At 68.0% G+C, this 13825-nt stretch carries 13 protein-coding genes and 1 riboswitch; all 13 genes read right to left on the bottom strand.

Annotated elements, in window-relative coordinates; all coding sequences use genetic code 11:
- Position 1 precedes the first annotated feature (1 nt).
- A complete protein-coding gene (locus tag CUJ89_RS01075) occupies positions 2-355 on the bottom strand; it encodes a phage holin family protein (RefSeq protein ID WP_114175590.1) in 354 nt (117 codons plus the stop codon).
- Positions 356-459: 104 nt separating this feature from the next.
- On the bottom strand, positions 460-1878 hold the full coding sequence (ahcY, locus tag CUJ89_RS01070; protein ID WP_114175588.1) for an adenosylhomocysteinase: 1419 nt from the start codon (positions 1876-1878) through the stop codon (positions 460-462).
- A gap of 32 nt (positions 1879-1910) precedes the next feature.
- A riboswitch (S-adenosyl-L-homocysteine riboswitch) is annotated at positions 1911-2026 on the bottom strand.
- Between the two features lie 100 nt (positions 2027-2126).
- Positions 2127-2861: an RNA polymerase sigma factor FliA gene (locus CUJ89_RS01065; RefSeq protein WP_114175586.1), complete on the bottom strand. Its 735-nt coding sequence runs from the start codon at positions 2859-2861 to the stop codon at positions 2127-2129.
- 22 nt (positions 2862-2883) lie between these two features.
- Positions 2884-3702, bottom strand: a complete 819-nt coding sequence (locus tag CUJ89_RS01060) for a MinD/ParA family protein (protein ID WP_114175584.1) — start codon at positions 3700-3702, stop codon at positions 2884-2886.
- Entirely contained in the window at positions 3695-5473 is a 1779-nt protein-coding gene (flhF, locus tag CUJ89_RS01055; RefSeq protein ID WP_114175582.1) for a flagellar biosynthesis protein FlhF, read from the bottom strand. The genes CUJ89_RS01060 and flhF overlap by 8 nt, the downstream gene beginning before the upstream one ends.
- Positions 5470-7569 carry a flagellar biosynthesis protein FlhA gene (flhA, locus tag CUJ89_RS01050; RefSeq protein WP_114175580.1) on the bottom strand — a complete coding sequence of 700 codons (2100 nt, stop codon included), beginning with the start codon at positions 7567-7569 and terminating at the stop codon, positions 5470-5472. The genes flhF and flhA overlap by 4 nt, the downstream gene beginning before the upstream one ends.
- Positions 7566-8771: a flagellar biosynthesis protein FlhB gene (gene flhB, locus CUJ89_RS01045; protein WP_114175578.1), complete on the bottom strand. Its 1206-nt coding sequence runs from the start codon at positions 8769-8771 to the stop codon at positions 7566-7568. Before flhB ends, flhA begins: the two co-directional genes overlap by 4 nt.
- Before the next feature lie 324 nt (positions 8772-9095).
- On the bottom strand, positions 9096-9476 hold the full coding sequence (locus tag CUJ89_RS01040) for a DUF805 domain-containing protein (RefSeq protein ID WP_114175576.1): 381 nt from the start codon (positions 9474-9476) through the stop codon (positions 9096-9098).
- 489 nt (positions 9477-9965) lie between these two features.
- Positions 9966-10463, bottom strand: a complete 498-nt coding sequence (locus CUJ89_RS01035) for a VOC family protein (RefSeq protein ID WP_114175574.1) — start codon at positions 10461-10463, stop codon at positions 9966-9968.
- 165 nt (positions 10464-10628) lie between these two features.
- The gene (locus CUJ89_RS01030; RefSeq protein WP_114175572.1) at positions 10629-11873 is read right to left on the bottom strand and encodes a DUF3443 family protein; all 1245 of its coding nucleotides are present in this window, start codon (positions 11871-11873) and stop codon (positions 10629-10631) included.
- 16 nt (positions 11874-11889) lie between these two features.
- Positions 11890-12393 carry a DUF2844 domain-containing protein gene (locus CUJ89_RS01025; protein WP_114175570.1) on the bottom strand — a complete coding sequence of 168 codons (504 nt, stop codon included), beginning with the start codon at positions 12391-12393 and terminating at the stop codon, positions 11890-11892.
- 263 nt (positions 12394-12656) lie between these two features.
- Positions 12657-13388 carry a protein phosphatase CheZ gene (gene cheZ, locus CUJ89_RS01020; protein ID WP_114175568.1) on the bottom strand — a complete coding sequence of 244 codons (732 nt, stop codon included), beginning with the start codon at positions 13386-13388 and terminating at the stop codon, positions 12657-12659.
- A gap of 1 nt (position 13389) precedes the next feature.
- On the bottom strand, positions 13390-13785 hold the full coding sequence (gene cheY, locus CUJ89_RS01015; protein ID WP_006485893.1) for a chemotaxis response regulator CheY: 396 nt from the start codon (positions 13783-13785) through the stop codon (positions 13390-13392).
- Between the last annotated feature and the right edge of the window lie 40 nt (positions 13786-13825).

Below are 13825 nucleotides of genomic sequence, written 5' to 3'. Positions count from 1 at the left end.
CTCAGCCGATGTCGCGCTGGCCGAAGATCAGCGCGGACAGCAGCCACGACACGATGCTGTACAGGATCGAACCGAAGAACGCGGACCAGAACCCCGACACCTCGAAGCCCTTCAGCAGCGACGACGCGAACCAGAAGCACAGCGCGTTCACGACGAGGATGAACACCCCGAGCGTGACGATCGTGACGGGCAGCGTCAGCAGGATCAGCACCGGGCGGATCACCGTGTTGATCAGGCCGAGCACGACCGCGACGATCAGTGCGGTGCCGAAGCTCTTGATGTGGATCGACGGCACGAGGTACGTGATGATCAGCAGCGCGAGCGCGTTGATGACCCAGGTGAGGATGAGGCTCATGGGGTGCTCCGGTTCGGTGGTCGATCTTCGGTACGGTCAGCGGCCGCCGCCCCGCGCGCGCCGCGTCGTCGGCGACGCGGTGCGCACGGGGCGGCGGCGGCGCATCAGTAGCGGTAGTGGTTCGGCTTGAACGGGCCGTCCTTCTGCACGCCGATGTACGAAGCCTGCTCGTCCGACAGCACGGACAGGTTCGCGCCGATGCGCGCGAGGTGCAGGCGCGCAACCTTTTCATCGAGATGCTTCGGCAGCACGTACACCTTGTTCTCGTACTCGTTGCCGCGCACGAACAGCTCGATCTGCGCGAGCGTCTGGTTCGCGAACGAGTTCGACATCACGAACGACGGGTGGCCGGTCGCGCAGCCGAGGTTCACGAGGCGGCCTTCCGCCAGCAGGATCACGCGCTTGCCGTCCGGGAAGATGATGTGGTCGACCTGCGGCTTGATGTTTTCCCACTCGTACTGGCGGGTCGACGCGACGTCGATTTCCGAGTCGAAGTGACCGATGTTGCAGACGATCGCGTTGTGGCGCATCGCCTTCATGTGATCGTGGCCGATCACGTGGAAGTTGCCGGTGGCCGTCACGAAGATGTCGGCCTTGTCGGCCGCGTATTCCATCGTCACGACGCGGTAGCCTTCCATCGCCGCCTGCAGCGCGCAGATCGGATCGATTTCGGTGACCCACACGGTAGCTCCAAGGCCGCGCAGCGACTGCGCGCAGCCCTTGCCCACATCGCCGTAGCCCGCGACGACCGCGACCTTGCCCGCGATCATCACGTCGGTCGCGCGCTTGATGCCGTCGACGAGCGATTCACGGCAGCCGTACAGGTTGTCGAACTTCGACTTCGTGACCGAATCGTTCACGTTGAACGCCGGGAACGGCAGGCGGCCGTCCTTTTCCATCTGGTACAGGCGGTGCACGCCGGTCGTGGTTTCTTCGGTCACGCCCTTGATGTGCGCGAGGCGCGTCGAGTACCAGGTCGCGTCGATGTCGAGGTGCGCCGCGATCGACTTGTACAGCGCGACTTCTTCCTCGTTGGTCGGCTTCGCGATCACCGAACGGTCCTTCTCGGCCTTCGAACCGAGGATCAGCAGCAGCGTTGCGTCGCCGCCGTCGTCCAGGATCATGTTCGCGAACTCGCCGTTCGGCCATTCGAAGATGCGGTGCGAGAACTCCCAGTATTCGTCGAGCGATTCGCCCTTGAACGCGAACACCGGCGTGCCGGCTTCGACGATCGCGGCGGCGGCGTGGTCCTGCGTCGAGAAGATGTTGCACGATGCCCAGCGGACATCCGCGCCGAGCGCCTTCAGCGTCTCGATCAGCACGCCCGTCTGGATCGTCATGTGGAGCGAACCGGCGATGCGCGCGCCCTTCAGCGGCTGCTGCGCCTTGTATTCGTCGCGAATCTGCACGAGGCCCGGCATTTCGGTCTCGGCGATGTTCAGTTCCTTGCGGCCCCAGCCGGCCAGCGCCATGTCGGCGACGACGTAATCGTTGGAAGCTTTCGAATTGATAATGGCGTTCATCACGCCCTCCTTTCTAAAAAAGTTCTAGATTGGTGACGTGAGCGCCGTTCAGAAAGCAGGGCCGGCGGATATTCGCCGCACAGCCGCTTGGTGAAGCCTTCCGAGCCTGGCGGACGCAGGATGGTCCGTCGCAACGCTCCTCGGAAAACGGGAAGGATTGTAGCAAATCGGCGCGGGAAATGCGTGCCCGCGATGCGGCCGCGCGGCGCCGGCGCGCGGGCCCGGGGAGAAAGGGTCGGGTTTGCGGGTCAGTTTTCCGCGCCGACCCACGCTTGTTCGCGCAACCGCGCGCGCAGCCGCGCGACGGCCTGGCTGTGCAGCTGGCACACGCGCGATTCGCTCACTTCGAGCACCGCGCCGATCTCGCGCAGATTCAGACCCCGTTCGTAGTACAGCGACATCAGCAGCTTCTCGCGCTCCGGCAGCCGCTCGATCGCCTCGACGAGCGCCTCGCGCAGGTGCTCGTCGAGCAGCGACGACAGCGGATCGGCGTGATCGACGCGATAGCGGTCGAGGAACGGCTCGTCGTCGGCCGCGCGGTCGAAATCCTCGTAGTAGATGAGCTGGCTGCCGTGCAGGTCCTGCAGCATCCCCTGGTATTCGTCGAGCGGCATGTTCAGGTGCTGCGCGATCTCGGTCTCGCTCGCCGAGCGGCCGAGATGCTGCTCGACCCGGTGCACCGCGTGCTCGACCTCGCGCGACGTCTTGCGCAGGCTGCGCGGCAGCCAGTCGTTGCTGCGCAGCTCGTCGAGCATCGCGCCGCGGATGCGCTGCGTCGCGTAGGTCTCGAACTGCGCGCCCTGGTCTTCCTTGTAGCGGCCGGCCGCGTCCATCAGGCCGATCATGCCGGCCTGGATCAGGTCGTCGAGGTCGACGCTCGCCGGCATCTTCGCGACGAGCTGCAGCCCGAGGCGACGCACAAGCGGCGCATATTGCGCGAGCACGTCGGCCTGGGACATCTTTCCTTGAGCGTTGTACATCATGGCTCTCTCCTTCCGGTGGCGCTCACGCGGCGTGTGCCGCGCCCGCCTCATACGACGGCTTGCCGCCCGCATGGACGGCGCGGCCCGCACCCGAACGCGGGCGCATCGGCCAGTACAGCAGGTCGGCGGCAATCTGCCGGTAATCGCGCGCGGCGGCCGACGATGGGAACGCGTCGACCACGGCATGCATCAGTTCGCGCGCGTGCTCGACGAGCGGATCGGCGCTCACGCAGCCCGCGTCGGCGATCGACACGGTCAGGTAGCGGCTCGCGACGCCCGCGAGGTTGTCGAACGCGGTCTTCGCGTCCGCATGGCTGCCGACGTGATTGGTCAGCACGCGGAACTGCGCGAACGCGTGCGCGAAATGCAGCCGCTTCATGCACGCGTATGCCTCGGTGATCGCCTGCGCGGCGACCCGCGTGACGACCAGCACGTCGTGCGCTTCGCGCGCGAGCGCCGAAAGCGAGCCGTCGGCGCCGAGCTGCGCGTCGACGAGGACAATGTCGGCCGGGCCGTCGATGAAGTCGCTCAGTTGCGCGTCGCTGTAGCCGGCGTGCGCGAGCCGCGCGGCCGCGCACAGGCCGAACCCGGCCGCCACCCGCGTGCGCTCGCCGTCGCGCAGCCACGCGCCCGCGAGCGTCGCGCTGGCCGAATGCACGTCGGCGCGCTCGTCGACGACGAGCACATCCTTGCCGAGCGACGCGAGCGCCGCCGCCAGGTTCACGATGGTGGACGTACAGCCGACACCGGCCGGCCCGCCCGTCACCGCGACGATGCGCGACGCGCGCCCGGCCAGCAGGCGCCGCAGCCCTTCGGCCTGGTCGATGATTCGTTTATCCAAATCGCACCTCGTGCAGCTCGGCGGTGGAACGTGCGGTCAGTGCGGAAAGCAGCGTCGGCATGTCGTCTTCTTGCGGCACGAAGGGCGAGCCATCGCGCGGCACACAGAACGCGCTCTTCAGCAGGAATCTGGTCGACGCGACATACAGGTTCTCCGGCACCTTCTGGCCGGTCGACACGTAGTGAACCGGCAGCTTGTAGCGGATTACCGTGTCGAGCACGCCGCCGAGGTGGGTCGCCTCGTCGAGCTTCGTGAGGATGCAGCCGGCCAGATCCGGGGATGCCGCGTGCGGATGCTCGCCCGCGCTGCGGTACGCCTGCACGACTTCGTTGAGCGTGTCGCCGTGGCTCGTCGCGTTCAGCAGCAGCAGGCGCTGCACCGGCGTATTCGCACCGTGCAGCATCGCGATCTGGTCGGACACCGCGCGGTCGCGCTGGCTCATGCCGATCGTGTCGATCAGCACGATGTGCTTGTTGCGCAGCTCGGACAGCGCGAGCGCGAGATCGCCCGCATCCTTCACCGCGTGCACCGGCACGCCGAGGATCTTGCCGAAGATGCGCAGTTGCTCGTGGCCGCCGATCCGGTAGCTGTCGGTGGTCAGCAGCGCGACCTTGCTCGCACCGAAGCGCATCACGCAGCGCGCGGCCAGCTTCGCGGTGGTGGTGGTCTTGCCGACGCCCGTCGGCCCCATCAGCGCGAACACGCCGCCGCGCTCCATCAGCGCGTCCTCGCTGTCGAGCACCGGCAGGTTCGCCGCGAGCACCGACTGCGCCCATTCGGCGGCCTGTTCGAAGGTCTGCGCGCCGTCGCCGGACGGCAGGTTGTCGACGAGCATCCGCACCAGCTGCGCGGAAAAGCCGGCCGCGAACAGGTGCTTCGTCAGCGCGCCGTGCACGGCGCTGCGACGCTGGCGGTCGTGCCACATCAGGTTGTCGAACTGCGCTTCCATCATCCCGCGCAGTTCGCCGAGCTCGTGCATCACCGTGTCGTTGACGATCCGCTCGATGCGCGACTTCACCGCATCGGCCACCGCGGCGGCCGCGTCGGCGGACAGGCGCGTGCGCTCGGCCGCCTTCGCGGCATTCGCGGCGCTCGCGTCCGGCGCGCGAGTGGCGGCAGCCGGCATCCGGCGTTCGGCGTCGCGCACGATGTCGCGTGCCCAGTCGGGCGACGTCGCGTTCGCGGCGCCCTGCGGCGCGGGCGCGCTCGCTTGCGGCGCCGCGGGCGTCGCCTGCGCGCGCGCGATCAGCGCGTCACGCTGCTGCGTCAGGCGTTTCGCATGCTCGACCAGCCACGGCGCGGGTTCGGATGCGCCGGCCGGCGTACCGGCGGCCGGCATACCGGCTGCGGGCGCGGCGATCGACGGCGAACCTGCAGCCGGCACATCCGCATCGATCGTCGAAGGGTGCGCCGTCGTCTCCTCCGCGTCGGCGCTTGCGCCGAACACGGACGAAAACACGTCCGGCAGCCCGCCTTCACCGGCCGCATACGGATTGACGACCGGACGCGCGAGCGTGGCGCCCGGGCGCGACACGATGCCCGGCATCGCGGCGGCCGGCACGGATTCCGGCAGTCGCGGCGCGGCGATCCGCGGCCGCGCGGCGGCCGGCGGCGTCACCGCGGCCAGGTCCGAATCGGCGAGTGCGACGATTTCGACGCTGCCGTCATCGAGCGTGCGGTTCGACAGCACGACCGCGTCGGCGCCGAGCGCCTCGCGCACGAGACGAAGTGCGTCGCGGCTCGTTGCGCCGGTGAATTTGCGAATGTTCAAGCGGAACCCCCGATGACGTTAACGACTTTGATCGTGCGTGTGTCCGGCACTTCGGCATACGACAGCACTTTCAATTGCGGCAGGCTGCGGCGCAGGAAACGCGCGAGCATCGCGCGCAGCGCGTGCTGAACGAGCAGCACGGGCGGCAGCCCGAGATTCTGTTGACGCAGCATCGCTTGCTGCGTGCCGGTCAGAAGGTTGTGCGCGAGGCCGGGTTCGAGGCCCGGATTCGCGCCGGTGGCGAGCGCCTGCGACAGCACGCGCTCGAGATTCGAGTCGAGGCCCATCACCTGCATCTCGCCCGCGCCCGGATACCACTGCTGCGTGATCGCGCGGCCGAGCGAGAGCCGCACCGCGGCCGTGATCTCGAACGCGTCGCCGCGGCCCGCATGTTCGGACACGGCCTCGAGGATCGTGCGCATGTCGCGGATCGGCACGCCTTCCTCGAGCAGGTTCTGCAGCACCTTCTGCAGCGTCGTCAGCGAGATCGTCTTCGGCACGAGGTCCTCGACGAGCGACGGCGCGTCCTTGCCGGTGCGCTCGACGAGCGCCTGCACTTCCTGGCGGCCGAGCAGCTCGGCCGCGTGCTGGACGACGAGATGGTTCAGGTGCGTCGCGACGACCGTGCTTGCGTCGACCACCGTGTAGCCGTACACCTGCGCCTGTTCGCGCATCGCGACGTCGATCCACACGGCCGGCAGCCCGAACGCGGGATCCTGCGTGACGGCGCCCGGCAGCGCGGCCGTGACCTGGCCGGGGTTGATCGCGAGCCACTGGCCCGGGAACACTTCGCCGACGCCGATCTCGACGCCCTTCAGCGCGATCCGGTACGCGTTCGGCCGCAGTTCGAGGTTGTCGCGGATATGGATTACCGGCGGCAGGAAGCCGATTTCCTGCGCGAATTTCTTGCGGATGCTCTTGATGCGCTTGAGCAGCTCGCCGTCGCTGTTCTTGTCGACGAGCGGGATCAGCCGGTAGCCGACCTCGAGGCCGAGCGGGTCGATCAGCTGCACATCGTCCCAGGTCGCCTCGTGGCTGTCGGACGGCAGCACGGCGGGCGGCGCGATGTCGGTCACGTCGCCGGCCGCCTTGCGGGCCGCCGCGCGCTTCGTCTGCGTACGGGCCAGCCAGATCAGGCCGCTGCCGAGCGCGAGGAACGCGAAGTGCGGCATCCCGGGGATCAGCCCCATCAGCACGATGATCGCGCCGGTGATCGTCAGCACGCGCGGATTCGCGAACAGCTGGCCGGTGATCTGCGTGCCGATGTCCTCGTCGGTCGCGACGCGCGACACGATCACGCCGGCCGCGGTCGAGATCACGAGCGACGGGATCTGCGCGACGAGGCCGTCGCCGATCGTCAGCAGCGTGTAGTTCGTGCCGGCCGCCGCGAAGCTCATGTCGTGCTGGACCATCCCGACGATCAGCCCGCCGATCACGTTGATCGCCATGATGATCAGGCCGGCGATCGCGTCGCCGCGCACGAACTTCGACGCGCCGTCCATCGAGCCGTAGAACTCGGCTTCCTGCGACACGGCCAGGCGGCGCTTTCTCGCCTGTTCCTCGTTGACGAGGCCCGCGTTCAGGTCGGCGTCGATCGCCATCTGCTTGCCGGGCATCGCGTCGAGCGTGAAGCGCGCGGACACTTCGGCGATCCGCCCCGCGCCCTTCGTGATCACCATGAAGTTGATGATCATCAGGATCACGAACACGACGATGCCGACCGCGAAGTTGCCGCCGACCAGGAAGTGGCCGAACGCCTCGATCACCTGGCCGGCCGCGTCCGGGCCCGTGTGGCCTTCGAGCAGCACGACGCGCGTCGACGCGACGTTCAGCGACAGGCGCAGCAGCGTCGAGAACAGCAGCACGCTCGGGAACGCCGCGAAGTCGAGCGGCTTCATCGTGTACATGCTGACGAGCAGCACCATCACCGACAGCGCGATGTTGAACGTGAACAGCAGATCCAGCAGCAGCGGCGGCAGCGGCAGGATCATCATCCCCAGGATCATGCAGATGAGGACGGGGCCCGCGAGCGCGCGCAGGTTGGTGCCCGCGAACGGGTTCGGGCGCTTCGCGAACAGGCCGGTCGGGGTGCTCATGCTGCACCTCCCCTGGCGTGCGCGCCGAGCACGTCTTCGGCTTCCTCACGCGCGTCTTCGCCGGCCACCGACGTGCCCTTGTCGAGATCGGCCGGCACGTCGAGATCGACCGGCACCGCGGGGAACGCGCCGCCTTCCGAACGGAAGCGCTTCAACTGGTAGACCCACGCGAGCACTTCGGCGACGGCCGAGTACAGCGAGCCGGGAATCTCGCGCTCGAGTTCGACGTTGTGATACAGCGCACGCGCGAGCGGCGGCGCTTCGAGCAGCGGCACGTTGTGTTCGGCCGCGAGTTCGCGGATGCGCGCGGCGACGAGGTTCACGCCCTTCGCGACGACCTTCGGCGCACGCATCTCGCCGTCCGTGTATTGCAGCGCGACGGCGAAGTGCGTCGGGTTCGTGACGACCACGTCGGCCTTCGGCACGGCCGCCATCATCCGGCGGCGCGCGATCGCGCGCTGCTGCTGGCGGATCCGCCCCTTCACGTGCGGATCGCCTTCGTTCTCGCGATGCTCGCGCTTCACTTCTTCCTTCGTCATGCGCAACTTCTTGTTGTACTGCCAGATTTGATAAGGCACATCGAGCGCGGCGACCACCAGCATCCCGGCTACCGTCGTGCCGCAACACACGGCGACCAGATGCAGCGCATCGGGAAGCGCCGCGCCAAGCGGCTGCGTCGCGAGGCCGAGCAGTTCGTCCTTGCTGCGCCAGATCGCAATCCCGCCGATCCCGCCGACGACCAGCGTCTTCGCGAGCGACATCCCGAGCTGGATCGGCCCCTGGATCGAGAAGATCCGGCCGAGGCCCGAGATCGGGTTCAGGCGGTCGAACTTCAGTTCGAAGGTCTTCTGCGAGATCAGCCAGCCGCCAAGCGCCATCGGCGCGAGCAGCGCGGCGAGGCCGGTGAGCACGAGGATCGGCAGCAGCGCGGCGAAGCCTTCGAGGCTCGCGCTGCCGGCCGCCGACAGCATCCGGTTCGTGTCGAACGCCGTCGCGCGATCGAACGTGAACGCACCGCGCAGCATCGCCTCCAGATGCGCGCCCGACGGGCCCGTGAGCAGCCATGCGCCGTAGAACCCGGCCGCGAGCAGCGCGAACGAAGCCAGTTCGCGCGAACGCGCGACCTGCCCCTCCTCGCGCGCCTTCTCGCGGCGTCTCGGAGTGGCGGCTTCGGTCTTGTCGAGATCGCTCTCGTCTGCCACGGGGCCTCCAGTCGGGTACGGCGGAATGCCGCTTTCCAGTGACACCGATTATTCATGGACGCGTCAAACGCCGATCGGTCGAGCAAAGCCGGGAAAGGGGGGTATTTCGGGGAATCGGGCGAGCCTGCGCGAACGGGGCTGGATCGGGGGCGGAACGGCGCGCGACGCGGCGGAAAAACGTGCCGGTCAGCGGAATGGCGAAGCGTCGGTCCCGGGCGGGACGGTAATGGCGTGAAACGGGGGAACGGGGTGAAACGGGAAGGCGGGAACAGCGGGAAAATCAGGCCCCGGCGCGCCGGTGTCGCGCGTCGGGGCAGGCGTCGGTCAGACCGCCGGGACCGGATCCGTGCCGAAGCGGTTCGGGCCTTCGGTGCCTCGCGAGCACATCCACACGAGCAGCAGGATGCCGCCGACGATCGGAATGAGCCCGATCAGCAGGAACCAGCCCGAGCGGCCCGTATCGTGCAGGCGGCGGACGCTGACCGCGATGCCGGGAATGATCAGCGCCAGCGAAATCAGGAAGATCACGCCCAGCAGCAACAGCGTGATCACGCCCGCGTCGCGGCCCATCGCGCCGATCACCTGGCCGACGACCGAAAGGATGCCGCTCAGCAGCGCGAAATACCAGTATTCAGCACGGCGCGCACGGCCTTCGAATTTCGCGTATTGATTGAGTACGGAACGAACTGCCTCGGAAAAATTCATCTTATTACCCTCCTGTTTTATATCGACGACCCCGGAAACAACGCCGGCATTATAGGTTTGAATTTCGACAGGCTCCATCTCTTTTCGCATGCCGGCCGGGCGTGCGCCCCGTCGCACCGGCGCGGGAACGGCTGCCATAGCGCAATGCGGTGCCGCAGGCTTGCATGTCGCGTCATTTTAATAATCTTGAAGACCTGACAGAAACTACAGCCTCCGATAATCCAGCATTTGATTACAACCGAATGAAACCGGGCACGATCGATAATCGGCGCGAATACGCGGCATTCGATTAACCGGCCGGCCGGCAATACGCAAGCGCGCAAGTCGCGTGGCCCTTCGCCATTCCCGATCCCGAGCGAATCGCGCCGTGTTCCGCCATCCGCTCGTTCCGTTGCTGTCGCTCGCCTGCGTGCTGGCCCGCCGGCTGCGCGGGCACGCAGGCCCTGCCACCCGGTGCGCAGGCGCCGGGCGCGGCAACCGGCCGCCGGCCTAGCCGGCCGCCGCCCGCTGCAGCGCGCCGAGATCGAGCTTCTTCATCGTCATCACCTGCGCCATCACGCGCTCGGCGCGCGCCGGATCGCCCGTCATCAGTTCGGACATCTGCGCGGGCACGACCTGCCACGACACGCCGAAGCGGTCGCGCAGCCAGCCGCACTGCTGCGCGCGTTCGTCGCCGCCTTCGGACAGGCGCGCCCAGTAGTGGTCGATTTCGTCCTGGTCGCGGCAGTTGACGACGAACGACACGGCCGGCGTGATCTGGAACACCGGGCCGCCGTTCAGCGCGACAAACGCCTGCCCGTCGAGCTCGAACGCGACGGTCATCACCGCGCCCTCCGCGTTTCCGGATGCGTGCGCGCCGGCCTTGCCGTAGCGCGCGACGTGCACAATGCGCGCGTTGTCGAACACCGATACGTAGAAACCGGCGGCCGCCTCGGCGTCGCGGTCGAACCACAGGAATGGCGTGATGCGTTGAATGCGCGGGCTCATGGCGCTGTCTCCTCGATGTCGTGCCGGCACCGGTGCCGGGGTCTTACATCGTAGACGCTGCGCCCGCACGCGGCGGCGATCCGGTCCGTAGTGCGCGCGCGGCCTTCGGATAAAAAAAAGGGGGCGATCGCTCGCCCCCTTTTTCCTGCGTGCGGCCGTGCCGCGTCAGAACGCGACGAAAGGCGCCGCGCCGCCGCTCGACCGCTTGTCCATCCCGAAGTAGATCGTCTTGCCGTAGAAGTGCGGCATGCCGATGTCGAGCCATCCGGCCGAGCCGAACGGGCCCGCGATGTCGTTGAACGCGAACGTCGACGCGTTCGCGAACAACGAATCCGCGTTCGCGACGGGCATCGACACGGTGCCCGACGCGCTGTTCTGGCCGGTCAGCGTCGCCGTGTAGGTCTTCGTGGCCGCCGGGCAGTAGAACTGCGCATTCCTCGAGCAGGGCGTCTGCGACGAATCGTTGAAGAAATACGCGTTCGAACCTGTATCGAAGAAGGCGGTCACCGTGCTGCCGAGGAACGACGCGCTGACGTCGCCCGTCGTGGTCGAGGTCATCACGGTCTTCGTGCTCAGATCGGGCAGACCGAACGTCAGCAGCCCGGTCGCGCTCGCCTGTCCGTTATCCGAGATGGTCGGCATCTGCACGCTCACCCCGCTGCTGTCGGCGAAATGATGAACCGGGTTGGCCACCTGCTGCGCCACCGGCACGAGCGCGACCGCACAGCTCGCATTGCCGTTCGGGCACGCGTAGTAGTTGTTGCTCGACGACGATGTCGACGTCGCGCAGGTCGTGCCGCAGTCGACGGGCGCCGGCCCGATGCCGAGGATCCCGTTCGCGCCGAGCGCGCCCGCCGAGTTGGCCGACGCGCCGCCGTTCGTGCACGAGGTCGGCACGCTCGTCGTGCCGAGGTCGCCGATGATCTGTACGGGCAGCGAGGTCGCCTGCTCGGTGCCGATCGACAGGTCGACCGTGCGCACCGAACCCCACGTGTAGCTCGACACGAACTTGCCGCACTCGGCGACCGGCGCGCCGCCGCTCGTCACCTGCGGCAGGTTGTTGAGCACGCCCGACACGGCGCTGCCGACCAGCCGCAGCCCGTAGGACGCGGTATCGACGAGCACGTTGCCGACCACCTGGCAGTTCGACGTGCCCGGTGCGCAGACCTTCACGCTGACGGTCGGGATGTTGATCACGTTCGCGACGCCGGTGCCGACCGTGATGACGGCCGTGTTCGCGGTATTGCCGTCCGACACGCCCGAACCGTTGCCGCCGCTTCCGCTGCCGCCGCTGTTGCCGGAGTTGCCGCCGCCGCCGTCGCCGCCGCCGCATGCCGTCACGAGCACGGCCGTCGCGGCCGCGAGGCCCAGCACGCCGAGCCAGCGCTTGAATGTACGAGGAATTCTCAAGATCGCTCTCCCGCTGTCACTGGATGTCGTTGCCGGCGAGGCCGGCAGGCAGCGCCGTCGGCAGCCACGCCTGGCCCGAGAACGCGCCCATGTGGCCGCCCGTCCGGATCACGAGGCCGCTCGTGTCGACGGATACAGGCGCGCGCCAGCCGCGCGCCGCGTGCGCCGTCTGGACGCCTGCGGTGTACTGCGGGAAATAGCTGCCGAGCAGCGACGCGAGGTCCGGCATCGTCGGCCCGCGCCACGCGAGGCCGAACACGCTGCCGGCGGCAGAGGTGTATTCGTGGATGACGGTGCCCGATCCGAGCGTGATCTCGCGGACGGTATAGGCGGCCGTGCTCGTCTGCACGCCGTCGGCCGAACGCATCGCGCGCTGCATCGCGCGCACGGTTGCGGCCTGGTCGTCCGCCGGCGGCGACATCGGTGCGCCGCCCAGTTCCGCGTGTGCGTGGACGATCCACAGCACACCCATTGCAGCCGCCGCATGTGCGACGGCCCAGCCCAAGCGTTTCAGCTTCACGTTCCCCCCCAAGGGACTGGCTTCGTTGCCGGCGGCACGGCCATCGGGCCCGCGCTGCCTACCAACAGATGAAAGTCGGTTGAATGACGCTTCGTTGCTGCTGACGCGTAGTATGCCTGCAGCGTGTGCCGAAGTGTCAATTTGACGCAGGGCCGCCCTGGGCCGCGCGTGTGCGGCGAGCGTGGGGAAACGGCGGGGGAACGGCGCAACACGCGCATCGGGCGGCCCCGCGAAACGGAGCGCGCCGATGCGCTGCGGCAGGGTCAGAAACCCAGGCTCGCGAGCAGGTCGTCGACCTGCGCCTGGTCCTGGACCACGTCGGATTTGCCTTCCGGCGCGATCTGCGGGCCGTTCAGCAGCGACTCGGGGCTGCCGGTCGCGCTCATCTGCTCGGCCGCGAGCGCGGCCGCGGTGGCCGCGAACTGCTCGCGCCGCTCGGGCGCGATGTTCTCGACGAGCACGGTGAGGAGCTGCTGCTCGATCAGGTAGACCATGTCCATGATCTTCTTGATCACCTGCCCGGTCAGGTCCTGGAAATCCTGCGCGAGCATGATCTCGAGCAGCTGCGCGCTGGTCGCCGACGTCGACTCGGGCAGCGTGCGCAGGAACGTGCGCGTATCGTCCATCAGCTCGCGCACTTCCGTGTGCTCGATCGGCGCCGCGTACCACTGCGCCCAGCGCGCGTCGAGCGCCTCGGCCTCGTTCTGGACGCGCTCCTGCACCGGCTTCGCGATCTCGATCGCATTCAGCACGCGCACGGCGGCCTGCTCGGTCATCGTCGCGACGTAGCGCAGCCGGTCGCGCGCATCGGGCACGGCTTCCGCCGCGCGCTCGACATGCTTGTCGAGGCCGAGCTCGCGCATCGAATCGCGCAGCGTGCGCGTGACCTGGCCGATGCGCGCGAGGATGCGGTCGCTCGGGAAATCGGCGCCTTCTGGGTGGCTGTCGGCGTTGAACCCCGCGCCGGCGAACGCCGCATGGATCGGCTCGTTCACGTCAGCTCCCGGCCTTCGCCATCTTGTCGATGATCTTGTTCAGCTTCTCGTCGAGCGTCGCGGCCGTGAACGGTTTCACAACGTAGCCGCTCGCGCCGGCCTGCGCGGCCGCGATGATGTTCTCCTTCTTCGACTCGGCCGTGACCATCAGCACCGGCAGGTGCGTGAGCGTCGCGTCCGCGCGGATTTCCTTCAGCATCGCGAGGCCGTCGAGGTTCGGCATGTTCCAGTCCGAGATCACGAAGTCGTAGCCGCCGCCGCGCAGCCGCGCGAGGCCGGCCAGGCCGTCCTCGGCCTCGTCGACGTTCGAATAGCCCAGTTCCTTGAGCAGGTTGCGGACGATCCGGCGCATCGTCGGGAAATCGTCCACCACCAGGATTTTCATGCTCTTGTCCATCGTCGTTCCTTTCCAGATTCGTTTCCGTCGGGACGCGTAT

Origin of the sequence: Burkholderia pyrrocinia, from assembly GCF_003330765.1 — a bacterium.
In the GTDB taxonomy this organism is placed as follows: domain Bacteria; phylum Pseudomonadota; class Gammaproteobacteria; order Burkholderiales; family Burkholderiaceae; genus Burkholderia; species Burkholderia pyrrocinia_B.
This window is presented reverse-complemented; position numbering and strand designations above follow the sequence as displayed.

What these genes read in the sequence shown, in the direction of transcription:
- CUJ89_RS01065 (WP_114175586.1), bottom strand. Translation starts at nt 2,861, where the DNA reads ATGATGTACAACGCTCAAGGAAAGATGTCCCAGGCCGACGTGCTCGCG.
- flhA (WP_114175580.1), bottom strand. Translation starts at nt 7,569, where the DNA reads ATGAGCACCCCGACCGGCCTGTTCGCGAAGCGCCCGAACCCGTTCGCG.
- CUJ89_RS01075 (WP_114175590.1), bottom strand. Translation starts at nt 355, where the DNA reads ATGAGCCTCATCCTCACCTGGGTCATCAACGCGCTCGCGCTGCTGATC.
- cheY (WP_006485893.1), bottom strand. Translation starts at nt 13,785, where the DNA reads ATGGACAAGAGCATGAAAATCCTGGTGGTGGACGATTTCCCGACGATG.
- CUJ89_RS01035 (WP_114175574.1), bottom strand. Translation starts at nt 10,463, where the DNA reads ATGAGCCCGCGCATTCAACGCATCACGCCATTCCTGTGGTTCGACCGC.
- ahcY (WP_114175588.1), bottom strand. Translation starts at nt 1,878, where the DNA reads ATGAACGCCATTATCAATTCGAAAGCTTCCAACGATTACGTCGTCGCC.
- CUJ89_RS01040 (WP_114175576.1), bottom strand. Translation starts at nt 9,476, where the DNA reads ATGAATTTTTCCGAGGCAGTTCGTTCCGTACTCAATCAATACGCGAAA.